Source organism: Thiohalocapsa sp. ML1, assembly GCF_001469165.1.
Taxonomy (GTDB): Bacteria; Pseudomonadota; Gammaproteobacteria; order Chromatiales; family Chromatiaceae; genus Thiohalocapsa.
This window is the reverse complement of the sequence record NZ_JABX01000011.1, coordinates 126,594-152,281: the sequence shown is the minus strand read 5'-3', so window position 1 is coordinate 152,281 and position 25,688 is coordinate 126,594. Positions and strand designations below refer to the sequence as shown.

Genomic DNA, 25,688 nt, shown 5'->3' with positions numbered 1-25,688 from the left:
CCGTCCAGCGCCGTGACGCATCCCGCCGCACCAGCGGCCGTTGCCGAAGCCGCGCAACCGCGACAGACACCGCGCCGCCCCCTACAGCGCGGATACCTCGTCGGCGGAGCCGAAGATCTCGATCCCCAAGCGCTCCGCCACCGGGCGCGCCTCCGGGCGGACCATCGGCGAGATGACGATCTTGCGGGTCGCGGTGCGGCCGTGGCGGCGCTGGTAGTACTGCACCTTGCGCTCGAAGGTGTAGATGTCCGACTTCGACATCGATGATTTCAGCTCGCAGAGGATCAGCTCGCCGTTCTGCACGATGATGTCGATCTCGATCTGATCCGGCACGCCGAATACCGTCCCCTCGTCATCAAACTCGTTGACGTTGATGACCTCCACGCCGAAGGACTTCTCCAGAATGCCCTTCAGCGCGGCGCGGAAGCTGGCCTCGGAGGCCAAGCCCCAGCGCGCGCCGAGCGCGCCGATGGCCTGCTCCTGGCGCACCCGGGTCTGCCGCAGCTCCTCCAGCAACTGCCGGTTGAACCGATGCTGCTCGTGCCACTCGCTGGTCTGCTCGTCCCACCGGCTGGTCTGCTCGTCCCACTTGCGGGTCTGCTCGTCCCACTTGCGTGCCTGTTCCTCCCGATCGGCCGCGAGCTCCCGCAGCACGCGGTCAAAGCGCGCATCGAAGCTCTCGACACTGACCGCATTGCGGCGAATCAGGGCTTCGAGCCATTCACGGAAGCCCTCGTCCTGTTGCAGCAGCGCCGGCAGCTCGGCTTGCAGCTTGGCTTTGATCTCTTCGACGCTCATGGCGGCAGTCTTCAACGAATACTGTGGACGGATACGCGGCCCCGATACTCTAGCGCGTTCCAACCCTGACCGCCCCTCCGGGCCGGCGCAGGTGGTTACTGCGCCCTCACGCTTGGACAAGATTTCTCCCGATTGACGATTGTCAATCGCCTCTGCGAATCACTCGCATTACTATCAGCAAAGCCACCGAGTCGCCTGTTCCGGGTACGGCAGCCGCACGAACCCTTACCAGGACCCGAACAGGAGCGCTTGATGCGGCCAGCCGAATTTCCAAACCCCTCCGCCGCGGCGGGGCAAAACCATCGACAGCACAAACAGCATCACGGGCTCAAGCCAGAGTGGTCGACGCCCCGCGAGGCCTGGCTGCGCGCCATGCCGACGGGCATCCTGGCGGGCGTGATGGCGGGCTCGCTCGCCGGCGCCTGGCCCGTCGCGGCCGGCGCCGAGGACGCAGAGGTGGTGCTGCCGGAGGTGCTGGTCACCACCGGCACGCGCACCCCGCAGGAGATCGGCACCGCGCCGGCGCCGGTGCAACTGATCGACCAAGCGGACATTGCCATCTCCGGCGCGCCGACGCTGCGCGGCATTCTCGACCGCGCCCCGAACCTCTACGTCAGCCCCAGCGGCGGCACCTTGCAGATCCGCGGACTCGGCGGCTCCGACACGCTCTATCTGCTGGACGGCCGGCGCGTCAACGGCGAGTTCAGCAACAGCTTCGAGCTGGAGCGCATCGCCGCGGGCTCCATCAAGCGCGTCGAGGTCGTGCGCGGCCCCGCCAGCATGCTCTACGGCTCCGATGCCTTGGGCGGCGTGGTCAACATCATCACCCGCCCGCCCGAGGCCGGCCGGGAGATCGGGCTCGATGTCCAGTACGGGGCCAACGATGCGGGCGAGGGTGCGCGCTGGGTGGTCGGGCTGGACCTGCGCGGCGGCAGCGAGCAACTGCAAGGCAGCCTGTACGCGTCCGCGCTGCGCCGCGCCCCCTATGCCGAGACCGAGATCGCGGACGTCACCGTGCCGCAGCAGGGCGTGCAGATCCCCCCGTCGCGCCATCCCAATCCAAGGCTCAGACGGAGCCTGCCGGAGCGCTACAGCGCGGATGTGGACTACCGCGACGAGGCCGACGTCGACAACGTCGGCGGCAGCCTGCTCTGGACCCTGCTGCCCGGGCTGGAGGTGCAGCTCGATGCCGCCTATCTCCAAGAAACGCGCGATGGCAGCTTCATCTCCAGCCGCTACCCGAGCGCTTATCTCGCCAACGGCAGGCCCATCCAGGCCGCGAATATCCCGGCCACCCAGCACGACGACAACGACCGACTGGATACGGCGGCCAGCCTGCGCTGGTCGCCGCTGGCGAGTCTCGATCTAGGCTATCGGCTGAGCTGGAGCCGGTATCGGAAGGATCGAGCGGTGTATGCCGTGGACTATGCCGCGCTCGGCTACGCCAGCGCCGCGGACTCCGTCACCTCGGTCAATCGCTCGACACTGGAGCAGCTCATTCATGAGCTGACCTCGGTGTGGCGCCCGGCGCCGGGCCAGATCCTGGTCGGCGGCCTGGAGTATCGCCGCGAGGAGGTCGATTCCACCGCTTACGATGCCGATCCGCGCACCTTCAGCTCCGCGTTTCTGCAGCATGAATGGCAGGTGCTCGACCCGCTCAACCTCGTCTACGGCGCCCGTCTGGACGACGACTCGGTGGGCGGCTCGCAGCCCTCCTTCCAGGCCGGCGCGGTCTGGACCCTGGCGCCGCTGGCGCGCCTGCGCGCGAACTGGGCGCAGGGCTTCAAGGCGCCCGACGACCGCAGCCTGTACGTGAACCAGGTGAACCCGCAGGGCTTCCCGATGCTGGGCGCGGAGGTCATCGCCCCGGACCAGGGCAAGACCACGGCCCACAGCCTGGACCCGGAAACCAGCGAGACCCTGGAGATCGGCATCGCGGGCGAGCGCGACTGGAGCTACGCGATCACCCTGTTCGATACCCGGATCGAGGACCGCATCGAGCGGGTGCGCGAGGGCACCGACCTGCTCCCCTACAACAGCTTCCGCAACATCGGCGCGGCACACATCCGCGGCCTGGAGGCGGAGGGCTCCGTGCCCTTCGGTGCGCGGCTGCGCGCCCGCGCCAGCTTCACCCGCTTCAGTGCGGAGAACGACGACACCGGCGAGCGGCTGCTCAACACCCCGGAGACCCTGGCGACTGTCGCCATCGACTACACCCCCGCGGCCGACTGGCTGTTGCAGGTCATGGTCCGCCACATCGGCGAGCAGGACTACCTGGGCACCACCGGGGTAGAGACCGCCGACGCGTACACACCAGTCAGCCTGCGGGCAAGCTGGACGCCGTCGTCGCAGCCGGGCTTCGAGCTCTATGCCGGCATCGACAACCTGCTGGACGCCGAGGTGGACACCGCGCTGGGCTCCGACCCCGGACCCTACGGCCTGCTCGGCGTGCGCTACCGGTTCTGAGCCGGGAACAGCCGCTCCCGACCCCGGCAGCAGCCTGCCCCGAACGACTCGGGATGGGCGCGACGCCGGGTCCGCTGCGTTGCCGCGAACCCCGCGCCCAGGGCGCAGCCCATCCTTCCGCAACCCACCAAACCCACCGCCACAAGAGGACATCGTCATGCGGCGCATCATTGCCGTCACCCTGTTTTCGCTGACCTGCCAAGCGAGCCTGCACGCCGCCGACGGCCCGGGCGATGTGGACGCGCTCATGCAGATCCCGCATCCGGTCCCGGCGGTCATGAGCAACAAGGCACAGCTCGGCATCACCGAGGCGCAAGCGCAAGCGCTTCGCGAGCAGCAGACGCCGGCCGAACCCACCGATGCGAGCGCGAGCAACCGATTCCGCGTCGATGAGCTGGCGTTGCTGCCCCACCCCGGCAGGCTGGTCAAGACCGGCGACATTCAACTGACGCCGGAACAGCAACAGAAGATGCAGGCCATGCGAGCGATCTATCCGCCGCTGTTCCACCCGAAGATGCAGCAGGCCTTCGAGCTGCAGCGCCGGCTCCAGCGCGCCGTTGCCGAAGGCAAGACCAAGGCCGAGGTCAAGGACCTGCTCGATGACATCGCCCGCATCAAGCGCGACGCCATGGCCCTGCGCATCGACGCCCTGAACCAGGTCCGCACCATCCTGACCCCGGCGCAATGGAACGCGGTGAACCGCTTGACCTACGAGTGAGCCGAGCGTCGCACAAGCGGCCAGGGGCGGGCCTGCACGTCGACGACCGGACCAACGAGCTTGGCTTTCCGATCGGTGTCAGCAGCCGCGAGGACGCAGCCTGCCTGAGCAGTACGACGCTGGAGTTGATCGATACCGGCAAGGTCGGCGCCCTCGTAACACCGCTTCGGCGGTGTCACGCCTCTGCGGGCGCTCCGCGCCCAGGGTCGCCCGAGCCGTGCTCGCCGCCAGCATGGCGGCGAGCGCCGCAACGACAGCGCGGGGTGGTGCCAATCGGCGCCTACTGTTGCGAGGCGGCGATCTCTGCGCGCAACCGCGCCAGCTCCGCCTCCGCCTGTTGGCGCGCGGCGGCCTCGGTCTCTGCGCGCCGGGCCTGGGTGTCGGCGCGGCGGGACTCGGCGTCTGCACGCTGCGCCTGCGTGTCGGCGCGCTCGCGCGCGAGCTCGGCGCGTGCGGCCTCGGCCGCGGCGCGCTGCTCGGCCGCGGTCCAGCCGGGCAGCACGAAGTCGGCATAGACCGGGTCGGCGCGCAGGCTGTCCCAGTCCGGCTGCGCGCAGAGGTCGCGTTGGCGGAACTGGAAGCCGGGCAGGACCCGCGAGCGGATGATGCCGTCGGTTGCCGGCAGCGGCACGTAGTGGCCGGCTGCGTCCAGGGCGTAAAAGGCCTGGTGCTCGTCGCGGTGGGAGAGGATGTAATACTCGGGCACGCCGCCGCCGGCGTATTCGCCGTGCTTGGTGACGGTGTCGCGGCGAATGTCCCGCTGGCGCCGGTCGGACAAGGCCTCGATGCAGAGGTCAAACACGCCCGGATAGGAGGCCATGCCGGAGCGCAAGGGCTCGGGATTGTCCCGGCGCACCACACCCAAGTCCGGCCGGCGGATGACGGTCTTCTCAGCCAGCGCCAGGCGAAAGCCCATCTCCAGCACCACCCAGTCGGCGATGGGGTGGACCTTAAGAAAGTGCTCCAACAGACCCATGAGCCACTTGTAGACGGCGATGGTGTCCCAGCTCGACACGGGCTTCTCCTCCAGCCGGCCGTTGTTCCATTCGTAGCAGATGTCCGCGGCGTGGTAGTACTCGGCCCAATAGCTGGCCTCCGAGACGCGGCGGCCGTCCTCGGAGCGGGGCTCCACGGCATCGTCGGCGGCGGGATAGGCCTGGGTGCGGACCGGCGCGGGCTCGGCCGCTGCACTGTGGGTCATGGCGGCAAAAACGGCTGGAAACTGTGCCAAAGAGCCTAGCACAGGCATCCCGCTGCCGCAGCTCAGAGAGCGCCGATGCAGGTCCCGCCAATCGGTTCAGCGCGGCGCAACCCGACGTTAGGCCCTCGCTATCGCTATCGAAATCGCTCTCGAAAATCGACGGTGAGCGACATCGCACTGTCACCTGAGCCTGATGCGGTTAAGGCGGCATTTCGATCCCGATCCCGATCCCGATCCCGATTTCGATTTCGATTTCGATTTCGATCCGGCTGATGGTCCGGCCGTCAAGGCTCCTCAGCGTTCGTTCTCGTGACACCGCTCCGGCGGTGTCACGGGTCTCCGGGCGCTCCGCGCCCCGGGGAAAAACGAGACCCGGCAGGCCGGGGTCATCCGGTTCGAGCACAGGTACGTATTGCGACTTATTCGCATTGCGATTAAGCTTGCCCCGATGAACGCAAGCTCACCAGCATCCGACGCCGAGCGGCCCATGGCCGAGACTGCAAGCCCCACCACCGACGGCAAGACCCACCCGGCGGTTGCCCAAGTTGCTGGAGGTCGGTCGCCGCATAGCGAGGCCCACGCCAGGGGCCGGCAGCACCCGCAGGGTCCGCCGCCCGCCCCGCGCGCGCAGAGCGATTTCTTCGCCGAGATCGGCGCCGATCCGCTCCGCAGTGCCTTCTCGGGCCGGCGCCCGGTCCACCCCTTCGTCGGCCTGAGCCCAGTGCCGGAGGACGCGACGACGGAGATCTGGCGCCGGCTCTCGGCGACGCCGCGCAGCCGCCCGTCCGTCGCCTACGTGCACATCCCGTTCTGCTTCAATCACTGCCAGTATTGCGGCTTCTACCAAAACGCCTGGCACGCGGAGGACGGGCCGGCCTATGTGGACAGCCTCATCGAGCAGTTGCGCCGCGGTCGCGACCTGCCCATGCACGCGAGCGGCCCGCCGATACGCGCGCTGTACTTCGGCGGCGGCACGCCGACGCTGCTCGCCGCCGCGGACCTCGCGCGCCTTATCGAGGCCGCGCGCACGCATCTGCCGCTGGCCCGGGACTGCGAGATCACCGTGGAGGGGCGCATCCACGGCTTCGGCGCGGACAAGGCCGACGCGGCCTTCGGCGCGGGCGCGAACCGGCTGTCGCTCGGCGTGCAGACCTTCGACGAGACAGTGCGGCGGCGCATGGGGCGGCTCTGCTCGCGGCGGGAGCTGGTGAGCACGCTGGAGCAACTGCTGCACGCCGACCAGGGCGCCATCATCATCGACCTGATCTTCGGCCTGCCGGGGCAGGACGCCGCGGTGTGGGCAGCGGATCTGGAGCAGGCCGTCGCACTCGGGCTGGACGGCATCGACCTCTATGCGCTGAAACCCGTGCCAAGCTCGCCGCTCGCCCGGGCCGTCGACAACGGCCGGTTGCCGGCACCGAGCCAGGCGAGCCAGGCCGAGCAGTACCGCAGCGGCAGCGAGCGCCTGCACCGGGCGCGCTGGGAGGCCCTGTCCTGCACCCATTGGCGCCGCACCACCCGCGAGCGCAACCTCTACAACCTGCTGGTCAAGTCCGGCGCCGACTGCCTGGCCATTGGGGCCGGCGCCGGCGGCTCCATGAACGGCGCGGACGCGGGCTTCAGCTTTCGCAACGTCGCCGCGGTGGACGAGTATCGGGGGCGCGTCGCGAGCGGCGCACCGGTGGTCGCCGGCCTGATGCGCCAATCCCCGCACCGGCGGCTGTTCAACCGCATCAAGGGCGAGCTGGAGCAGGGCCGGCTCGACACGGCGGTCGCGGCCGCCGCGCTGCGGCGCGACGCCGGGCTGGACTGGCAGGCGCTCGCCGAGCCGCTGCTGGCGCAATGGCAGGCGGCGGGCCTGTTGACCCGCGACGGCGACTGGGCGGAGCTGACGCTGGCGGGGCGCTTCTGGCAGGTGCAGCTCACGCTGAACCTGCTGGAGTGGTTGAATCAGGCGCTGATGCGAGGCGGCAGGTGATTCGGGCGGGGGCGATGACGATTTCGATCGAGAGCAGGATGGCGCAGCGGCTGGCGGCGTTTTAGCTGTTTTCGATTTCTATCCCCAACGAACGGTAGACAACGACACATAACACTGCGATGCGCTAAGCCGACAGCCGGTTTGTCCGGAACTCCGGCGCCGTCGCGCGAGTTTTCAACCCCAAGAACAGCCAGCGAGGGTCGCCACCGGCAGCCGCCGGACCTGTACCCAGCGAGCAGCGTGAACCCAGCCCTCTCGGAGGCTTCACATGCCCAGCTCGCGACCAACCCCCTCCCTCGACCTCACCCAGCCGTGGCAGCGTGCACGGCCCGGGCCGGACATCGGCGCCGCGAGCAGCCGGGACGCACGGCCGAAGGGCCGCCGGCAGCTCGCCGCACTGCCGACCGCACTGCTGCTGTGCTGGGCCGCGGGCGCCGCAGCCCAGAGCGACTCGGTGGAGCTCGACCTCATCACCGTCACCGCCACCAAGACCGAGCAGGACATCAACGTCATCCCCGAATCCGTCAGCGTCGTGCAGCGCGAGGAGCTCCGCCAGCGCCAGCCGCAACTGCTCGGCGAGGTGCTCGAAGACCTGCCCAATGTGGATGTGGGCGGCGGCCCGCGCGGCGTCGGCCAGACGGTGACGATCCGCGGCATCGGCGACGACCGCATCCTGTTCCTGCTCGATGGGGCCAGGCAGAACCTCAGCCGCGGCCACAACGCCCGCCTGTTCGTCGAGCCGGAGCTGCTGCGCCGGGTGGAGGTCATCCGCGGGCCGGCCTCGGCGCTCTGGGGCAGCGGCGCCATCGGCGGCGTCGTCGCGTTGGAGACGGTGGACGCCGCGGACCTGCTGGCACCCGGACGGGACATCGGCGGCCGGATCAAGACCGGCTACCAGGACGTGAACGACCAATGGATGGGCGCCGCAGCAGCATACGGTCGCGTGGACGAGCGCTTCGACTGGCTGCTCGACATCGCCTATCGCGAGGCCGGCGACATCCGCCAGGGCGACGGCGAGCGGCTGGACAACTCCGGCTTCGAGCGCGTCTCCGGCCTGGTCAAGGGCACCTGGAACATCGACGGGTCAAACAGCCTGGGGCTCAGCTATCTGGGCTTCGACGAGGACGGCGAGGTGCCGTCCAACCCGCAGACGCGGGCCGCCGCCGATGGCTCGAACCTGGTGGACCGCGGCACCCGGCAGGACAACCTCGTGCTGCGCTACCGCTACGACAACCCGGACAACAACCTCTTCGCGCCGTCCCTGGTGCTGTACCGCAACGCAACGGACATCACCGAGAAGCTGGTTGCGAACCCACGCCGGGACGACACCAAGCTGACCACCACCGGCTTCGACCTGCGCAACAGCATGCGCTTTGCGCTCGGCGACAACCTGGCGCAGACCCTGACCTACGGCGTCGAATACTACGAGGACGAGGCCGAGTCCAAGCGCGACGGCGCCCCGCGCGAGAGCTTCCCGGACGGCAGCACCGAGGTCACCAGCGTCTACCTCCAGGACGAGATCCTGATCGCGAAGCGCCTGACCCTGATCCCCGGCGTGCGCTGGGACGAGTTCAAGACCAGCACCAACCAGCCCGGCACCGACACCAACGAGGATAGCGCCTGGTCCGCCAAGATCGGCGCCAACCTCGCCGTCACGGACTGGCTGTCGTTGCAGGCGAGCTACAACGAGGCCTTCCGCGCCCCGAGCGTCACGGAGCTCTTCGTGTCCGGCGTCCACTTCACCTGCGGCCGGGGCTGTCAAAACCTGTTCGTGCCCAACCCCGACCTCGAGCCCGAGAAGGCGCACAACAAGGAGCTCGGGTTTCGCCTGTTCAAGCAGGACCTGCTGATGTCGGGGGATGCCGGGCGCCTGCGCGCCACCTTCTTCCGCAACGATGTGCGCGATTTCATCGAGCGACGGGTGGATTTCGTGTTTAGACCGGTGCCGGGCAACCGCGGACGCGGCGGTACCACGACCTCGGACAACGTGCGCGATGCGCGCCTCGAAGGCTACGAGATCGAGGCCGCCTACGACGCCCCGCGCTGGTTCGCCGGCTTCGCCTACGCCCAGACCCGCGGCGACGACGAGAACACCGGCGCACCGCTGGCGAGCGTATCCCCGGACGAGTGGATCGCGCAGGCCGGACTACGCTTTCCCGCTCAGGGCGTGGACCTCGGCTGGCGCGGCCGCTTCGTCGCCGCCCAGAACCGCGTGCCCGCGGGCATCGAGCCATCGAGGAGCTTCGATGTGCAGGACATCTGGCTCACCTGGAGCCCCGGCGGGCGTCTGGCGGGCCTGAACCTGGATCTGGGCGTAGACAACCTCTTCGACGCCACTTACACGCCCTACCAGACGGTGCTCATGGCGCCCGGGCGAAACCTCAAGGCGGGTGTACGCTACGCGTTCTGAGGCCCCGCGCGAGCGCCGGCCAACAGGGCGCTTGCGCAACACCCGCATCAGCATCCAGCATGTCGCGGTGCAAGCGGATGCGGGAAGCCCGGTCGGGCCGGGCAACCCGCAGCCGGCCGCTCCCGCGACGGCGCTCGGTGTGTGCGCGGGCGCGCATGCGGCGGCACTTGCCGGCCTGCTGGGGCCGCACCCGGACGAAGCGAGTTGCTTAATGCGAATTGCTCGCAGCAGAATGGCCACGCTTCGTTGCCTCACCCACCCCGTCGGCACGCCCGCACGTGCCCGCCGCCCTGCCCACGGAGCGCCCAATGGCCAGCATCGGTATCTTCTTCTCCTCCGAGAACGGCGCCACCGCCGAGATCGCGCGCCTGATCCAACAGCGCTGCCTGCCCGTCGGCGCGGCCGATCTGCACGATCTCGAGGTCGCCGAGGCGACGCAGGTTGCCGCCTACGACAGCCTGATCTTTGGCACCTCGACCATGGGCTACGGCTACCCGAGCGTGCTGGAGGCCTTTCTGCCGGAGCTCGACGACGTCGATTTCACGCACAAGACGGTGGCGCTGTTCGGCCTCGGCGATCAGTACGGTTATCCGGACGAGCTCGCCGACGCCTTGGGCCTGCTCTACGTGGAGCTGCTCCGGCGCGGTGCCCGCATCGTCGGCGCCTGGCCCACGGCCGGCTACAGCTACTCGGCGTCACAGGCGGACTTGGGCGACGGCTCCTTCTGCGGCCTGGTGCTCGACCAAGACAACCAGGCGGAGCTGACGCCGCATCGGCTCGACGCGTGGATCGCATCGATCCTGGGCGATCTGCTCCCCGGCGGCGACCGCCCCGTGCCGCGCGGAGCCGCCGTCGCCACCGAGCACGCGGTCTGAGGCACATGGACGACGCCATCGATCGCCCGGGCACCGCTGTGCCGCACACACCGCGCCTGTTCTGCTTCGGCCTCGGCTACACCGGCCTGCGCCTGGCCCGTAGTGCACAGACGCAGGGCTGGCGCGTCGCCGGCACCTGCCGCGATGCGTCCAAGGCGGCGGCGCTCTCCGCAGAAGGCATCGACACCTACGTCTTCGACAGCGACAAGCCCCTGGCGGACCCCGCCGCCGCGCTGGCGGGCACCACGCATCTGCTCTGCTCCGTGCCGCCGGACGCGGATCTGGACGCCGACCCCGTGCTGCGGCTGCACATCGCCGACATCGCCGCGCTGGCGCCGCCGCCGCACTGGCTCGGGCTCTTGTCCAGCACCGGCGTCTACGGCGACTGCGACGGGGCCTGGATCGACGAGACCCGGCCGCCGAACCCCGGCACCGACGACAACCGCCGGCGGCTCGCGGTCGAGCGCGCCTGGCTCGCGCTCGGCGTGCAGCTCAAGCGACCCGTCTCGGTGTTCCGGCTGCCGGGCATCTACGGCCCGCATGGGCGCAACCCCATCGATGCGCTCTGGACCGGGCGCGCACATCACATCGTCAAGCCCGGACAGGTGTTCAATCGGGTGCATGTGGACGATCTGGTGGCGACCCTGCTCGCCGCCATGCAACGGGATGATCCGGCGCAGAGCCGCGGTCCGCACCTCTATAACGTCTGCGATGACGAGCCCGCAGCCGCCGACGAGGTCCTGGTCTATGCCGCCGGCTTGATCGGCATGCAGCCACCGCCGCCACGGCCCTTTGCCAGCGCCCCGCTATCGGACTTCGCGCGCCACTTCTACCTGGAGAACCGGCGCATCCGCAACGACCGGATCAAGCAGGCGCTTGGCGTGCAACTGCGCTATCCGACCTATCGCGAAGGGCTCCGCGCCATCCTCGGCACGCCGCTGCCGCCACCCGCTGCCGGCGCAGGCAGCGCCGACAGCGCCGAGGGCTGAGCCCGCGCCGGTGCCCGGCGAAAGCCTGGGGTTGCGCTCGCGCAATGCGTGCGGCGCGCTTTATCGGCAATCATTCGCGTTCGCGTTCCGCGGAGCCGAGTGCAGCCAGCCATGATCGAGGTCCGACACAGCATCCCCGGGCGGTTGCGCCTCGGCGTACCGGCATTGCGCCAGGACCGACAGCTCGCGGACGCGATCCGCACCGCGCTGGGGGGCATGGACGGCGTCGTGCTGGTCAGGATCAACCCGGCCTGCGGCTCGCTGCTGGTGGGCTGGCGACAGGCGGATGCCGATGGCGATGAACGCGTCGCTCAGGTGCTGGAGGCCCTGCTGGCGCAGCCGCTGCCGCGCAGGCACACGCAGGGCGCGCGGCGGCGGCGAGCAGCCCCCGCAGCGGACGACGCGACAGTCGCCTGCCGCGCCTGCCGCACCGAGCCCGGTACGCCCGCCGACGCCGCGCCGCGCAACCCCTGGCCCGTGCGGGTCTTGAGCTTTGTGCTGCTCACCGGCTGGCTCGGCTTCGCACTGGTGCGCGAGTTTGTGCTCAAGCGCCCGCTGGCGAGCGGCGCGCTCGGCCCCACCGGCCTCATCGCGCTGGTGGCGGCCGTGCCGCTGCTGCGCGACGCCTGGCACGAGACCGTCGTCGAGCGGCGCTTCACGCTCCACCAGTTCCTCGCCTTCTCACTGCTGCTCGCCATCGGCTTCGGCGAGGCGATGACGGCGTTTGAGATCGTCTACGTGCTGCGCGGTGGGCGGCTCTTGGAGCAGTACGTGAGCGAGCGCTCGCGCCGGGCCATCCGCGACATGCTGGCGCTCGCGGTCAAGGACGCCTGGGTGCTGGTGGACGGCGCCGAGGTCGCGGTGCCGGTGGCGGACCTGACCCGCGGCGCACGGGTGGTGGTGCGCACCGGCGAGAAGATCCCGGTGGACGGGCGGGTCGAGGACGGCGAGGGCGAGGTCAGCGAGGCGGTCATCAGCGGTCGCGCCGAGCCCATCTACAAGACCCCCGGCGAGCATGTCTTCGCCGGCAGCTACCTGGAGCAGGGCCGGCTCGTCATCCGCGCCGAATCCGTCGGCGACGCGACCTATCTGGCCCGCGTCGCCGCACTGGTGGACGCCTCCCTGGATCAGAAGGCGCCGCTGGAGCAGCGCGCCGACGTGCTCGCCGCGCGGCTGCTCAAGCTCGGCACGGTGATGACCGTCGCGACGCTGGTGCTGACCCAGAGCATCACCCGTGCGTTTACGGTGATGCTGGTCATGTCCTGCCCCTGCTCCACCATCCTCGCCGCCGCCACCGCGGTCAGCGCCGCCATCCACAACGCCGCCCGCCGGCAGATGCTGGTCAAGGGCGGCACCGCGCTGGAGCACCTGGCCGGCGCGCGCGTCTGGTGCTTCGACAAGACCGGCACGCTCACCACCGAGCAGCCGGAGGTGGCCGAGGTCATCGCCGACGACGTGGCCGGCGTCATCGGCTGGGCGGCGTCGGCGGAGTTGCACAACCCGCATGCGCTGGCCCATGCCATCGTCGCCCACGCCGCCGCGCTCGGCGTCGCGCCGCGCCAGCACTGCACCAGCGAGCACATCCTCGGCCACGGCGTGAAGGCGACCGTGGACAGCCACGCGGTGCTGCTCGGCAACGCCCGTCTGCTGGACGCCGAGGGCATCGGCACGCGCCGTTTCCGCGCCGACGCAAAGCGCCTGCACGCGCGCGGGCTGACGCTGGTCTACGTCGCGGTGGACGGGCGGCTCAAGGGCCTGCTCGGCATCCGCCACCAACTGCGCCCCGGCGTGCGCGAGATGCTCGCCCGGCTGCGCGCCGATGGGGTCGAGCAGATCGTGCTGATCTCCGGCGATGCCGAGGCGCCCGCGCTGGCGCTGGCCGCGGAGCTGGACCTCGATGCCTGCTACGCCGAGCTGCTGCCTGAGGAGAAGGCGCACAGGGTGGCGGCGCTCCAGGCCGAGCACGGCGAGGTCGTCATGGTCGGCGACGGCGTCAACGACGCATTGGCCCTGTCCGGGGCCGACATCGGCATCGCCATGGGCGCCGGCGGCTCCGAGGTCGCCGTCGAGGTCGCCGACATCGCCATCGCCGACAGCGACATCCGCAAGCTCGCAGCGCTCAAGGCGCTCAGCCGCGCGACGCTGCGCACGGCGGATCAGAACTACTGGCTCGCCATCGGCACCGACGCCATCGGCATCGTCGGCGGCGCCACTGGCCTACTCGGCCCCGCCGTCGGCGGCCTGATCCACATCGTGCACACCGTCGGCATCCTGGCCAATTCGTCGCGGTTGTTGGGCCATCGGCCGGCGGCTCGCCATCACGCGGGCGTCGATTCGGCCTCGCGGAGGCCAACCCGAGCCCGCTGACCATGTCCTCCGCGGACTCGCTTGACGCGCGCGATTCGTCTGCTGGCCCGCCCAGCGTAGATCGACTTTAGATGTCCGCCGGCTTGGCAGACTCGATGGCAAGAATGGGTTTCCGCTCGCTCCAGACGCTCAGCTTCCAAGCGTATCCGCCGCCAGCCCGGCCAGGTCGCCGTCGGACGCGACGGGCGGGCTGTGCAATACCTTCGCAGGCCCTTTGGGTGTCCTCGTCAGTGGGCACAGACTGGCCATTCCAGACTGGCCATTCCACGTGAAAATGTCCTGGCCGGCCTCGCGAGCGGATCGCATGCCCTCGAACGCTCGGGACGCACATCGTCGCGCTTGAACTCAACGCCGGAGCTTTCGCCGTTGCGAATCAGCTCCATAAGCTGTGACTCGTTCATCGATCGGCTCGCGGGTGATGCACTGCCGGCTTGGGCTGGTCGGCGGACTGAGCGGGTTGGGGCCGGCACCGGGGCCCGGCCTGGATTGCGCGGCGCGCGCGTGCTACGCCGGACCGTCGGAGGTTCGCGACGGGGTGACAGCACTGTTGCGGAAACCTGCTTACAAGAGCGCTTTATGAACAAACGCGGACGCAAACAAAAAAGGGCTTGACGAAAACCGTCAAGCCCTTGCTTGTGTTGGTAGCGGGGGCAGGATTTGAACCTACGACCTTCGGGTTATGAGCCCGACGAGCTGCCTGACTGCTCCACCCCGCAACTGAGCCGCTCATACTAGCGCTGCTTCGCCGGTCTGGCAACCCCCATTGCGAAGTTTTTTTGCGCTCGCATCCGCGCCCGGCCGCGACGGGTGCCACCGCGGCCAAGCCGGGCTGCGTTCCGCACGCGCAGCCCGGCGCCGGCGCGGGCTGCGCGACCGGCAGACGATGCGCCCCGGCCGCGGGTCAATCGTGCGGCGAGAAGTCCTGCGGATAGGGGTTGTCGTAGCTGCGACGGATGTGGATGTAGCCGTGCTCGGAGGCCGCGTGGCAGGCGTTGCAGCCTACGAGAAGCTCCTTGTAGGCGGCATCGACGGCCTCGCGCTCACCCTTGTCGATGGCAGCCTCCAAGGTCTGGAAGTTCGGCAGCAGGGTCTTCTTGAGGTTGTCCGCGATGGGTATGCCCTCGTAGTCCTCGATCTCGCCGACGGCCTCGATGACCGCTTCCACCTCGTGGATGTAGAAGGCTTCCAGCGCGGCGTTGTGGGCGTCGATGGCAAGCCCGAGCTTGTGGGTGTAGTACTGCATGTTGTGCATGAGCAGCAGCAGATGCATGCCCGCGAAGGGCGAGTCATGGTCTTCGCCGCTCTCGCCTGCACCGGCGGTCGCCGGCAGGGCCAGGGCGAGGACTGCGAGCAAGGTGAGTGTCGCGGCAGGTCGCTTGAGCATGGACTGATTCCTCTGGTGCGGTGGGTTGAATCGAAACGGGCGTGCGACTGGACATCGCGCCGACCGCGGCGCAGCGCCGGCGTTGCCGCTTTGCAGGAGCGCGCCGCGCGCGGCTTTCGTGGTAAGGCGCCCTCCTCGGCCCTCGGTTCATCTGCGCCAACGGTCGAGTGAACTAACGCGGCGTGCCCTGCCCTTGTCGGTCTTAGGCGCAGCCTCACTAGAGCGTCTTCAGGTATTCGAGCAGTGCGGTTCGTTCCGCGTCCGTCAACTCGTCGCCGAAATCGTGCCCCTGGTTGCCGTAGCCGCGGCGGGTGGTGTCGTAGACCCATTTCTGCGCCTCCAGGCTCGCGAACTGCTCGCGCCCCTCGGTGAGCGCGCGATGGCGCCAGCCGAGCGCAGCCTGGTCGTAGTCGGGCTCGGCGCCGTCGTGGCGCCAATAGGTGGGCCGGGCGCTGCTGTCGAGCAGCGCCGCGATGCTCGGCACGCTGCCGTTGTGCAGGTAGGGCGCCGTGGCCCAGACGCCCTCCAGCGGCGGGGCGACGTAGCCCAAGCCCGGCACCGCATCGCCGCGGCGGCCGTAAAAGGAGCGCTCGAACCAGCGGATGTAGTCCTCGGCGCCATCCACTGCAAGCTCTGCCATGGCCGGGTCCGTGCCCACCTCGTCCAGCGCGACGAGCTGGTTCGGATAGCGCGTCTCACGGCGCGTGTCGCGGCCGTAGCGGCCGTAGCGGCCGTGGCATTCCTTGCATTCGCGGTTGAACACCTGCTCGCCGTCCGCGGCGAGTGCCTGGTCGATGGGCCATGGGTAGGCCGGCGGCGTCAGCGTCGCGAGATAGGCGGCGACATCGGTGAACCAGCGGTCGATCTCGCGCGCCTCGGCGACGCTGTCGGTGCAGGTGGTGGAGGCGAGGATCATGGTGCCGACATGGTCGCCGCGGCCCTGGCCGTTGTAGAACACCGCGTGCTTCTTGCCGAGATTCCACCAAGGCGGCACGCTGACGGGCAGCACCTCCGCCGGCGGCAGGTCCATCAGCGGCATGTCGGACCAGGCCAGCGTTTTCGGGTCGCGGTGCGCCATCAGCGCGAGCGTGATGGCCTGGGCGGGATTGGCGCCGACGGTGTCGGTCATGGCCCAGGGGGCGATGGCGGCGAGGCGATCCGCCCACTTTTGCCACTCCGCCGCCTCCGCGTCGCCCTCGACGAAGGCGCCGGCGCCCTCCACCGCCATCACGGGGTCGCGCGTGAAGTCCAGAAACTCGTTGCCGAGCCCGATGACGAGCTCGCCGTTCAGCGGCGCCGCGTGGCAGCCCAGGCAGTTGCTGGTGACCAGCTCGACCCCGCTGTCGGCGGTGAACACGGTGAGCTGGTAGGGCAGCTCGGCGTTGCGACCCTCGCGGCCCGGCAGGTCGTACTCGGGCGCAGGGGCGCCGGTGGTCGCGACGTAGGCGCTGTAGGGCAGCCCGCAGGTGACGACGGCGCGGTTCAGCAGGGCTTGGCGCCCCACCTGCGGGTCGCCCACGCGCTGCTTCGCGGGCGGGATCTCGCCGGGCTCGGCGATGATCACCGCGGGCTCCTCGCCGCAGCCGCCGAGCAGCAGCGCGAGGCCGATGGCGAGGGCCGCCGAAGCCGGCACGATGCGCCGGCCGCGACCTGATGTGGAGATAGGCATGGCATTCTCTCAGCGGTGATGCTTGCTGGGCCGTTGACCGGGCGTGCCGGGGCGATGCGATACAGGGGAGACAGGCCGCCAGCAACGGAGGTTCCGGCATCGGGCCAAGGCCGGCGGCCGCTCAACCGCCGGTCGGCGCCGCATAGCCGCCGAGCTCCATACGCCCGCCGCCGCGCACGGCCTGCCCGTCGCGCTCGCCCTGTGCCGTCACGGCACCGCTCCAAACGGGCTCGCCCAGCGTAAGCTCCTGCGCCGGTGTCAGCGCCGCCAGGGTCAGGTCCAGCCCCAGCGCGGGCGCCGCGAGCCGCCAGTTGAGCGGATACACGGCGCCGCTGGCCGGGCTGCGCCAGGCGCCCGCGGTCGGCTCCAGCGTCAGCTCGCGGCGGCGGAGCACTCGCGTGCCGCCGTCCGGGGCGCCGGCGACGCAGGTCGGCACCGGCGTGCCACCGCCGCGCCGCCGGCGGAACTGGATGCACAAAAGCTCGCTGCCGTCGTCCAGTTGCAGCAAAAATCGATTCAGGGCGAGCTGGCCCCGGCTGGCGCCGAATCCGCCGGCGCCAAGCGCGGCAACACCGCCCCAGGCGCGGTCGAGCCAGGCGGTGCCGCTCACCGGAAGCGCCTGCCCGCCGCGCAACAACTGCCCCGAGGCCGCTAGTCGTGGTGCAGCGAACCAGCGGAAACCGGGGCCGTCGTCCTCGCCGCCAGCAGCGCGCGGGGCGGCCCCGAGCAGCGCCGCCGCCGGGGCGATGGGGTCTTTGACGGCGCGAAGGGTCAGGTCGAGCTCGACGCCGCCAGCGGCGACGCGCAGCCGGCCGTCGGTGCCGCGAGCAGGCAGCGCGAGCCGCCAGTCCTCCAGCCAGACCGCGGGCGGCGCAGCGCCGGCCCCGGCGAGCCCGGCGGCCATGCGGCTCGCGCGCTCGCTTTGGATGGGCGGGGCGCGCTTCGGCACCAGCGCGAAGCGGCCGAACAGGACGGCATCGGCGGCGAGCGTCGCGGGCCGCTCCACCGCCGCCCGGAGCCCAACCCGCACCAGCGTGAGCCGGAAGCCGACCGGCTCGCCGGCGGCATCGCGCAACTGCCCGCTCAGATCCCACAGCTCGGTGCGCTGGTCGGGATGCGGCCCCAGATCCTCCGGCAGCGGCAACCAGTCCGGGCCGGCCGGGGCGAGCACCGCAAAGCCGTCGGCAGCGTCGAGCGCCGGCAGCGCTGCGGCGACGGCGACCGGGTCCAGCGCGCTGCGCGGCACGCCGCCACCGCTGGGCCAGAGCCACCAGGCCGAGAGCGCGAGCAGCGCGAGGGCGAGCCAGGGCAGCAGGCGACGCATCAGGGGAACCGCAAGAACAACAGCACCGCCTACGCTCATCCGCACAGGTCCATGCGTCAGCTCCTGCTCGCCTTCGCGTATTCGGCCTGCGCCCGCGGCAGCATCGCCCGCAACTGCGCGATGCGGCGCTCGTCCAGCGGGTGCGTGCTCAAGAACTCGGGCGGCTTGCCGCCGCGCTGGCGGTTGTAATCCGCAAAGCGCTGCCAGAAGTCGACGGCCTCTGCCGGGTCATAGCCGGCCCGGGCCATGTAGAGGATACCGAGCTCATCCGCCTCCAGCTCATGGATGCGGGAGTACGGCAGCAGCACGCCCACCTGGGCGCCGAGCCCGTAGGCCTGCATCACGCCTTGGCGGGCGCCTGGGGCCTTTTGCGCCAGCGCCGCGTCGGCGATGACGCCGAGCACCTGGAGCCCCATGGTCTGCGAGGCACGCTCGGCGCCGTGGCGCGCCACCACGTGCGCAACCTCGTGGCCCATGATGGTGGCAAGCCCCGCCTCGTTCTTTGCGATCTTGAGGATGCCGGAGTTGATGCCGACCTTGCCGCCGGGGAGTGCGAAGGCGTTGGGCGAATCGTCCTTGAACAGCACGAACTCCCACTTGGCGTGCGGCACCGGCGCCACCCGGGCGATGCGCTGGCCGACGCGACGGACGGTCTCCGCATCCTTGCCGGTGGTGATGAATGGCTTCTTCTGCTTTAGCTGGCTGAAGGCCTGGAAGCCCATCTGCGCCTCCTGCGCGGGGTCGATCATGATGAACTGCTGGCGGCCGGTCTCGGGCGCCGTCGCGCAGCTCGCCAGTGCAAACAGCGCGACGAATGCGGCAGCACCCAGGCGGGCGGCACGGCCGGTGAAGAGCTTGAACATGCTTGGTCCCTCCAGGTGTTCGCCGACGCGGGCCCCATGCCCACAGCCGGCTCGGAAATGCGGGGCTGACGCGTGCAATCAATGCGTCACAGTGCAATCGATGCGCCGAAAGCAATCAATACGCTGCAATTGCAACAGGGCGCGTGTAACAGGGCGCGTCTCCGGCACTCAACGCGCCCTCGGGCAATCAATGCGCCAGGGCGCCGCTCAGCCGACGGCGGCGCGCATCGCGGCGAGCACCGGCGCCGACACCGGCGCGAGCTGCCCGCTCGGTGCCAGCGCGAGCCGCCCGGTGGGCACACGGCCGAGCACCTCCGGCCCCGCCGCTGAAAGCCGACAGACGTCGCCGTTGCCGATGACGGCGACCCGCGGCACATGGCAGCCGAGCGCGATCTCGGCATTGGCGCGCAGGTGCCGCGGCGTGCCGTGGGTGGGCACCACCGCCGGCGGCTGCACCCAATCATACAAGCGCTTCAAATCCTCGACGGCCGGATGGCCCGAGACGTGCACGTGCGCGTCCGCATCGGTGACGACCTCGACGCCGAGCGCCCGCAGCCGGCTGTGCACCGCCGCGACCGGGCGCTCGTTGCCGGGGATCAGCTTGGACGAGAAGATTACCGTGTCGGTCGGGTCCAGCAGGATGTCGCGGTGGCTGTCGGCGGCCATGCGCGTCAGCGCCGCGCTGGGCTCGCCCTGGCTGCCGGTGCAGGCGGCGAGCACCTCCACGGGCGGCAGATAGCCCAGGTGACGGGCATCCACCAGCGCCGGCAGGTCCGCCGGCCAATAGCCGGTGGCGCGGGCGACGGCCACCATGCGTTCCATGGCCTGGCCGATGACGCCGAAGCGTCGGCCGCTCGCCTCCGCCACCCGCGCCAGCGTGACCAGCCGCGCGACGTTGCTGGCAAAGGACGTCACCACCACGCGCCCGCCGGCCGCCTGCACCAGCTCCAGCAGCGGCGCGAACAGCGAGCCCTCGGAGCCCGTGCTGCCGGGCACCACGGCGTTGGTGGAATCGCAGACCATAGCCAGCAGCGGCTCGCTGCGCAGCCCGCGCAGGCGCTCGGCGTCGTAGCTCCGGCCGACCACGGGGCGCTCATCGAGCTTCCAGTCGCCGGTGTGGAACACGGCGCCGGCCGGCGTGGTGAGCAGGAGCGCGTTCGGCTCCGGGATGCTGTGGGTCATGCCGACGTACTCGACGCCGAAGGGGCCGACCTCGAAGCGGGCACCGAGCGGCACCTCGTGCACCGGCACGGCGTCGAGCCCGGCGCGGGCGAGCTTCCAGCGCGCGACGGCGGCCGTGAAGGGCGTCGCGTAGACGGGGCACTTGAGCCGCTTCCACAGGTAGGCGACGGCGCCGACGTGGTCCTCGTGCGCGTGCGTCAGCACGATGCCGGCGAGGCGCTGCCGGCGGCTGACGATGAACGCCGGGTCCGCCATCAGCACGTCATGCTCCGGGAAGTCGTCGCCGCCGAAGGTGATGCCGATGTCGACGATCAGCCAGCGGCCGTCGTGCCCGTACAGGTTCAGGTTCATGCCGATCTCGCCGGTGCCGCCGAGCGGCAGGAACAGCACCTCGTCAGCGCCGGGTTCAACGGAAAGCACGGCTTGCAGCATGGGCTGAACAGGGGCTCTGTCGGTTGGCAGAATGGACATCGGACAGCGCCGAGGCTCGGCGATTCCTGCGCGACTTGTTCTTGATCAGCCAGAGGCGCGCGAGCCTCGTAGTAGACTCGGGCGCAGAAGGGGTCAATATCCGCGTCGGCGGCCTCGTGCGCGGCCGACATGCCAGCGCCGGTCGTGGCCGCGCCGCAGCATAACAACTTCTGAGGAGGCGCTCGTGCGCATGCACATTAGGCACGAAACACTCTGCGGACTCATCGCGCTCGCGCGTGAGTTCCAAGCGAAGGAAGAGGTCTGCATCCCGCAGGACGAAAACAGCCCGTCGGAGGACTGGGCGCTCCAGATACTCGCCCACCACGGCAACGACTACAACGTCGGCGAGTTCCGCAGCATCGTCCACGAGCTCTCCGAGCGTCAGCGCGCGGAGCTGGTGGCCCTGATGTGGCTGGGCCGCGGCGATTACACCGTGGATGAGTGGGAAGATGCCGTGGACGAGGCCCTTGGCGACTACAGCATCCGCGCCGCGGAATACGTGCTGGCCCATCCAATGGGGTCTGATCACCTGGAGGAAGGGCTGATCGCGCTCGACATGCCCTGCGAATGAGCTGGAAGAAGGGGCTAGGGGCTAGGGGCTAGGGGCTCGGCCGGAGCACGAGCCATCAGCGACGGCGCTGCGCTCGGTGCAGCCGGCCGGCCGAAGCGTCGCTCTTCCGGATACGGAAACACGTCCTCCACCCGGCCGGCCTCGATCGCGGCCTGGCGTGCCCGCCACCAGGCCGGATCGAAGATGTCTGCATGCCGGGCGCGAAACGCCTTGCGGAAGCGCGACTCGGTGAGCAGGAAGGTCTCAAACTCCTCCGGAAAGACATCGGCCGGCCCAGCCGTGTACCAGGGCTCCGACGCCATCTCCATTTCCGGGAACGGCGGCTCCGGGATGTCGCGGAAACGGCATTCGCTGAGATAGCAGAGCTCGTCGTAGTCGTAGAACACGACGCGGCCCTGGCGGGTGACGCCGAAGTTCTTGAACAGGAAGTCCCCCGGAAAGATGTTCGCCGCCGCGAGCTGCTTGATGGCATCGCCGTACTCCTGCGCTGCATGCACGATGTCGTCGTCGTCCGCACTCGCCAGGTACAGGTTGAGCGGCGAGAGCCGGCGCTCGATGTACAGGTGCGACACGACCACCTGGTCGCCGTCCATCGTGACGCTGCCGGTGCAGTCCTGCCGCAGCATCGTGATCAGCTCATCTGAGAAGCGCACCCGCGGGAAGGCGACGTGCGAATACTCCCAAGAGTCCGCCATGCGCCCGACGCGGTCGTGCAGCTTCACCAGCCGGTACTTGGCCATGACCTGCGCCCGGGTCATTTCCTTCGGCGGCGTGAAGCGGTCCTTGATGACCTTGAACACGAACGGGAAGGACGGCAGCGTGAACACGCACATCACCATGCCGCGGATGCCCGGTGCGACGACGAACTGGTCCGACGAGTAGCGCAGGTGCTTCAAGAAGTCCCGGTAGAACTCCGCCTTGCCGAACTTCTGCAGCCCGATCGACGTGTACAGCTCCGCCTTTGTCTTGTGCGGCATCAGCGGGCGCAGGAAGTCCACGATGGCTGCCGGCACCGCCGTGTCGACCATGAAGTAGGCACGCGAGAAGCTGAACACGTCGGCGAGCTCGTCCGCGCCCGTCAGCAGGGCGTCTACATACAGACCGCCATGCTCGTCGTTCAGCACCGGCAGCGCGAACGGGATCTGCTGCGCGCCGTTGATGGCCTTGCCGATGATGTAGGCGGCCTTGTTGCGGAAGAACGGCGTCACCAGCACCGCAAGCTGGAAGTTCTGGGCGCGCGCGCGGTTGCGCGGGAAGCGCGCCCGGATCGCGTGCATGAGGTTGCGCACGTCCCGGCGGCGGTGCCGGAACGGCAGCGCAAAGTCCATATCGCTCAGGATGTCCGCGATCACCGACTCGAAGCCGTGCCGGTCCGGGTAGTAGGGCCTGAAGATGGGCACCTCCGCCTCCAGGTGCTCGGTGGAGAGCATCGGCCAGACGAAGATGTAGGCGTTGTTATAGTAATGCCGGTCGAACAGCCGGCAGAACACGGAGTTGTAGAAGGTCTCGGCCAGCTCCGGCTGGCGGTGCTGCGGCAGCAGCCGCGAATACTCCACCTTGACCCGCCGCCACAGGTTGTCGTCGGCGCTGCGCAGGCGAAACTCTCGGCGCAGCACGGCGACGGTCTCGCCGACGCGACAGTCGTAGAAGCCGATGCGCTCGCGCGCGCAACGTTGCAGGGCGGACCAGTCGGCCTGCTCGAAGTGCAGCCGCGCGTCCGCGGTGACGGCGCGGAACAACCGGTAATGGCGATCGAAGCCGTCGAGGATGGCCTCGGCGATCTGCTTGGCCTCGAGCCAGGCCATTTAACTGCGTCTTGCCGCGGAGGGCCGGTTGGGCGAGTCGCTTGCCGGCAGCTCATCGCCACCGGACCGGTCCGCGCCCGACGCCTGCGCAGGACCTAAGCTCGCGGGGCGAAGGGCGCGCCGCCAACGCGCTAGGCTCGACGACAAGGGACTGCCGTTCGGCATGCACAAACGCAGCGGATGGCGGTCATCACGGAGCGTGCTCATAAAGCTCCTCGGCTGTGATCTCGGTGGGGTTTCGCGCGGACTCAGCGCCCGGCCAAATCGCTGGTCGGGGCCTGCCCGAGCAGCGCCGGCAGCAGCGTCGGCGACGCAATCAGGATGCCGTCGCGATCGCACAGCACGGCATCCCCCGGATGGATCGGCACGCCGCCGATCTGCACCGGGATGTCGCGCTGGCCCTCGCCGCGGCGGGTACTCTTGCGCGGGGTTGGCGCGATGGCCTTGATACCCAGGTCGAGCTCGGCAAGCCGCAGCACGTCGCGCACGCAACCGTCGATGATGACGCCGGCCCAGCCCTGCTCGACCGCACGCTCGGCAATCATGTCCCCGAGCATCGCGCAGCGCAGCGAGCTGCCGCAGTCGGCGACCAGAACGCGGCCGTGGCCGGGCTCGTCCAGAGCCTCTTTGATGCGCGAGTTGTCCTCGAAGCACTTAACGGTCACGGCGGCGCCGGCAAACGCGGTGCGACCGCCGAAGTCGCGAAACAGCGGTGCGCAGACGCGCAGATCATCGCCGAAGCGGTCGTACATGTCGGCGGAAGTAGGAGGCAGCATCATCTTGTTCATTTCGGCAGCGCGGATCAGGCGCGGACGGGGGCCGCACGACACCGCAGGACCCGTTGTGCGATGCAAGAAATGGACCATAACTGCCCCAAAGCTCCGCGTCGGCGGCGGCGAGCGGCCTCATGCGCGACCGCGACGACACCGAAAACGCATATATCCGAACTGAAAAACGGGCCTGCATCGCAATTTGCGACTCGGACTGCGCCGCACAAGCGGATTGGCGGCGTTGCGGCCGGCGCCGTGCCGATGCCGAACAGCCCACCGGCGCAGCGCCCCGTTTTGGCGCAGCGAGGCCTTGGACTGTGGCAGCTTCGGTCCATGTCGGCAATCCACAACGACAGATTGCCACCGCGCCAAGGCGCCATGGCGCGCCGGCACCGGCCCGCGCGCGAGGCGGCGCGTCCGCCCCGCACGCATCCTCAGAACTGCGCTTCCTCCGTGGAGCCGCTCAGCGCCGTGACCGACGACGCGCCGCCCTGGATGGTGGTGGTCACGTCATCGAAGTAGCCGGCGCCCACCTCCTGCTGATGGCTGACGAAGGTGTAGCCCTTGTCACGGGCGTCGAACTCCGGCTGCTGCACCTTCTCGACGTAGTGGCGCATGCCCTCGCCGCGGGCGTAGTCGTAGGCGAGGTCGAACATGTTGAACCACATATTGTGGATGCCGGCGAGCGTGATGAACTGGTACTTGTAGCCCATGTCCGACAGCTCGTCCTGGAAACGCGCGATGGTGACGTCGTCCAGGTTCTTCTTCCAGTTGAACGACGGGGAGCAGTTGTAGGCCAAGAGCTTGTTCGGGTTCTGCGCCAGCACCGCCTGCGCGAACTCCCGCGCGAAGCCCAAATCCGGCGTCGCCGTCTCGCACCACACCAAGTCCGCATAAGGCGCGTAGGCCAGGCCGCGGCTGATGGCCTGCTCCAAGCCGTTCTTGACCCGGTAGAAGCCCTCGCCGGTGCGCTCGCCGGTCAGGAACGGCTGGTCGTTGGGGTCCACGTCGGAGGTCAGCAGGTTCGCGGCCTCGGCGTCGGTGCGTGCGAGCAGCAGCGTCGGCACGCCCATCACATCGGCCGCGAGGCGCGCGGCGACGAGCTTCTGCACCGCCTCGGTGCTCGGCACCAGCACCTTGCCGCCCATGTGGCCGCACTTCTTCACGGCAGCGAGCTGGTCCTCGAAGTGCACGCCGGCGGCACCGGCATTGATCATGTTCTTCATCAGCTCGAAGGCGTTCAGCACGCCACCGAAGCCGGCCTCCGCATCCGCGACGATGGGTAGGAAGTAGTCGATGTAGCCGTCGTCGCCGGGGCCGATCTCCTTCGACCACTGGATCTCGTCGGCACGCTTGAAGGCGTTGTTGATGCGCCGAACCATGGTCGGCACCGAGTCGTAGGCGTACAGCGACTGGTCTGGGTACATGGTCTCGGAGGTGTTGCCGTCGGCCGCCACCTGCCAGCCGGAGAGGTAAATCGCCTCGACGCCGGCTTTTGCTTGCTGCATGGCCTGGCCGCCAGTGATGGCGCCCATGCAGTTGACGTAACCCTTTTTGGCGCTACCGTGCACCAGTTTCCAGAGCTTCTCGGCACCGTACTTCGCATAGGTGTGCTCGGGCTGCACGGAGCCGCGCAGGCGCACCACGTCGGCGGCGCTGTAGCCGCGCTTGACGTCGGTCCAGCGGGGGCTCTCGGCCCAGTCCTGCTCAATGGCCCGGATCTGCTCTTGTCGGGACGGAGTGTTTTGCATGACGGAATCCTCAGTGATAGCGGTTTTGCCATGGGGTACGGCGACACCGAAGTCCGCGGGCCTTCCCGCCGGGTTTGCCGATGCTGGCCAGGAGAG

General features: G+C 69.5%; 19 protein-coding genes and 1 tRNA gene. 8 read left to right on the top strand and 12 right to left on the bottom strand.

Translation table 11 applies throughout. The annotated features are described in order from the left end of the window. Window positions 1–81 precede the first annotated feature (81 nt). Complete coding sequence (locus tag ML01_RS09450; protein ID WP_058555140.1) at window positions 82–798, bottom strand: PD-(D/E)XK nuclease family protein; 717 nt, start codon at window positions 796–798, stop codon at window positions 82–84. A gap of 252 nt (window positions 799–1,050) precedes the next feature. Here ML01_RS09450 and ML01_RS09445 point away from each other — a divergent pair, with 252 nt between their 5' ends. Both ML01_RS09445 and ML01_RS09440 read left to right on the top strand, forming a co-directional pair. Then, the gene (locus ML01_RS09445) at window positions 1,051–3,264 is read left to right on the top strand and encodes a TonB-dependent siderophore receptor (protein ID WP_254045188.1); all 2,214 of its coding nucleotides are present in this window, start codon (window positions 1,051–1,053) and stop codon (window positions 3,262–3,264) included. A 157-nt stretch (window positions 3,265–3,421) separates the two neighbouring features. Next, the gene (locus ML01_RS09440; protein WP_058555139.1) at window positions 3,422–3,982 is read left to right on the top strand and encodes a Spy/CpxP family protein refolding chaperone; all 561 of its coding nucleotides are present in this window, start codon (window positions 3,422–3,424) and stop codon (window positions 3,980–3,982) included. Window positions 3,983–4,262: 280 nt separating this feature from the next. On the opposite strand, the gene ML01_RS09435 is transcribed toward ML01_RS09440, so the two are convergent. Together ML01_RS09435 and ML01_RS29560 are read right to left on the bottom strand one after the other, a co-directional pair. After that, on the bottom strand, window positions 4,263–5,183 hold the full coding sequence (locus ML01_RS09435; protein ID WP_058555138.1) for a Uma2 family endonuclease: 921 nt from the start codon (window positions 5,181–5,183) through the stop codon (window positions 4,263–4,265). A 199-nt stretch (window positions 5,184–5,382) separates the two neighbouring features. After that, a complete protein-coding gene (locus ML01_RS29560) occupies window positions 5,383–5,586 on the bottom strand; it encodes a hypothetical protein (RefSeq protein ID WP_058555137.1) in 204 nt (67 codons plus the stop codon). Window positions 5,587–5,670: 84 nt separating this feature from the next. On the opposite strand from ML01_RS29560, the gene hutW reads away from it, so the two are divergent. The 5 genes from hutW (at window position 5,671) to ML01_RS09405 (ending at window position 13,802) form a co-directional block, all read left to right on the top strand. Then, window positions 5,671–7,161, top strand: coding sequence for a heme anaerobic degradation radical SAM methyltransferase ChuW/HutW (gene hutW, locus ML01_RS09425; RefSeq protein WP_082674102.1), 1,491 nt, complete (start codon window positions 5,671–5,673; stop codon window positions 7,159–7,161). 268 nt (window positions 7,162–7,429) lie between these two features. Continuing rightward, a complete protein-coding gene (locus ML01_RS09420) occupies window positions 7,430–9,571 on the top strand; it encodes a TonB-dependent hemoglobin/transferrin/lactoferrin family receptor (protein WP_082674101.1) in 2,142 nt (713 codons plus the stop codon). Window positions 9,572–9,879: 308 nt separating this feature from the next. Continuing rightward, window positions 9,880–10,446: a flavodoxin gene (locus ML01_RS09415; protein WP_058555136.1), complete on the top strand. Its 567-nt coding sequence runs from the start codon at window positions 9,880–9,882 to the stop codon at window positions 10,444–10,446. Between the two features lie 5 nt (window positions 10,447–10,451). After that, window positions 10,452–11,435, top strand: a complete 984-nt coding sequence (locus tag ML01_RS09410) for an SDR family oxidoreductase (protein WP_058555135.1) — start codon at window positions 10,452–10,454, stop codon at window positions 11,433–11,435. Between the two features lie 111 nt (window positions 11,436–11,546). Further along, a complete protein-coding gene (locus ML01_RS09405) occupies window positions 11,547–13,802 on the top strand; it encodes a cation-translocating P-type ATPase (RefSeq protein ID WP_058555134.1) in 2,256 nt (751 codons plus the stop codon). A gap of 639 nt (window positions 13,803–14,441) precedes the next feature. On the opposite strand, the gene ML01_RS09400 is transcribed toward ML01_RS09405, so the two are convergent. The 6 genes from ML01_RS09400 to ML01_RS09375 all read right to left on the bottom strand — a co-directional run bounded on the left by ML01_RS09400 (window position 14,442) and on the right by ML01_RS09375 (window position 20,695). Then, window positions 14,442–14,518, bottom strand: a tRNA-Met gene (locus ML01_RS09400). A gap of 185 nt (window positions 14,519–14,703) precedes the next feature. Then, window positions 14,704–15,186, bottom strand: coding sequence for a hypothetical protein (locus ML01_RS09395; protein ID WP_058555133.1), 483 nt, complete (start codon window positions 15,184–15,186; stop codon window positions 14,704–14,706). A gap of 217 nt (window positions 15,187–15,403) precedes the next feature. Then, a complete protein-coding gene (locus ML01_RS09390) occupies window positions 15,404–16,855 on the bottom strand; it encodes a hypothetical protein (RefSeq protein WP_058555132.1) in 1,452 nt (483 codons plus the stop codon). A 121-nt stretch (window positions 16,856–16,976) separates the two neighbouring features. Then, window positions 16,977–18,179 (bottom strand): lipocalin-like domain-containing protein, encoded by a 1,203-nt coding sequence (locus ML01_RS09385; protein ID WP_058555131.1) that lies wholly within the window; start codon window positions 18,177–18,179, stop codon window positions 16,977–16,979. Between the two features lie 56 nt (window positions 18,180–18,235). After that, window positions 18,236–19,042, bottom strand: a complete 807-nt coding sequence (locus tag ML01_RS09380; RefSeq protein WP_058555130.1) for a M48 family metallopeptidase — start codon at window positions 19,040–19,042, stop codon at window positions 18,236–18,238. Window positions 19,043–19,249: 207 nt separating this feature from the next. Then, on the bottom strand, window positions 19,250–20,695 hold the full coding sequence (locus ML01_RS09375; protein ID WP_216819148.1) for a ribonuclease J: 1,446 nt from the start codon (window positions 20,693–20,695) through the stop codon (window positions 19,250–19,252). A gap of 190 nt (window positions 20,696–20,885) precedes the next feature. Here ML01_RS09375 and ML01_RS09370 point away from each other — a divergent pair, with 190 nt between their 5' ends. Then, a complete protein-coding gene (locus tag ML01_RS09370; RefSeq protein ID WP_058555128.1) occupies window positions 20,886–21,266 on the top strand; it encodes a DUF3775 domain-containing protein in 381 nt (126 codons plus the stop codon). 14 nt (window positions 21,267–21,280) lie between these two features. Here the strand turns inward: ML01_RS09370 and aceK are convergent, their stop codons facing one another. From aceK to aceA, 3 genes are all read right to left on the bottom strand, one after another. Beyond that, window positions 21,281–23,071, bottom strand: coding sequence for a bifunctional isocitrate dehydrogenase kinase/phosphatase (aceK, locus tag ML01_RS09365; protein WP_058555127.1), 1,791 nt, complete (start codon window positions 23,069–23,071; stop codon window positions 21,281–21,283). Between the two features lie 248 nt (window positions 23,072–23,319). After that, the gene (gene rraA / locus ML01_RS09360) at window positions 23,320–23,850 is read right to left on the bottom strand and encodes a ribonuclease E activity regulator RraA (protein ID WP_058555163.1); all 531 of its coding nucleotides are present in this window, start codon (window positions 23,848–23,850) and stop codon (window positions 23,320–23,322) included. Between the two features lie 425 nt (window positions 23,851–24,275). Beyond that, on the bottom strand, window positions 24,276–25,592 hold the full coding sequence (gene aceA / locus ML01_RS09355) for an isocitrate lyase (protein WP_058555126.1): 1,317 nt from the start codon (window positions 25,590–25,592) through the stop codon (window positions 24,276–24,278). Window positions 25,593–25,688 lie beyond the last annotated feature (96 nt).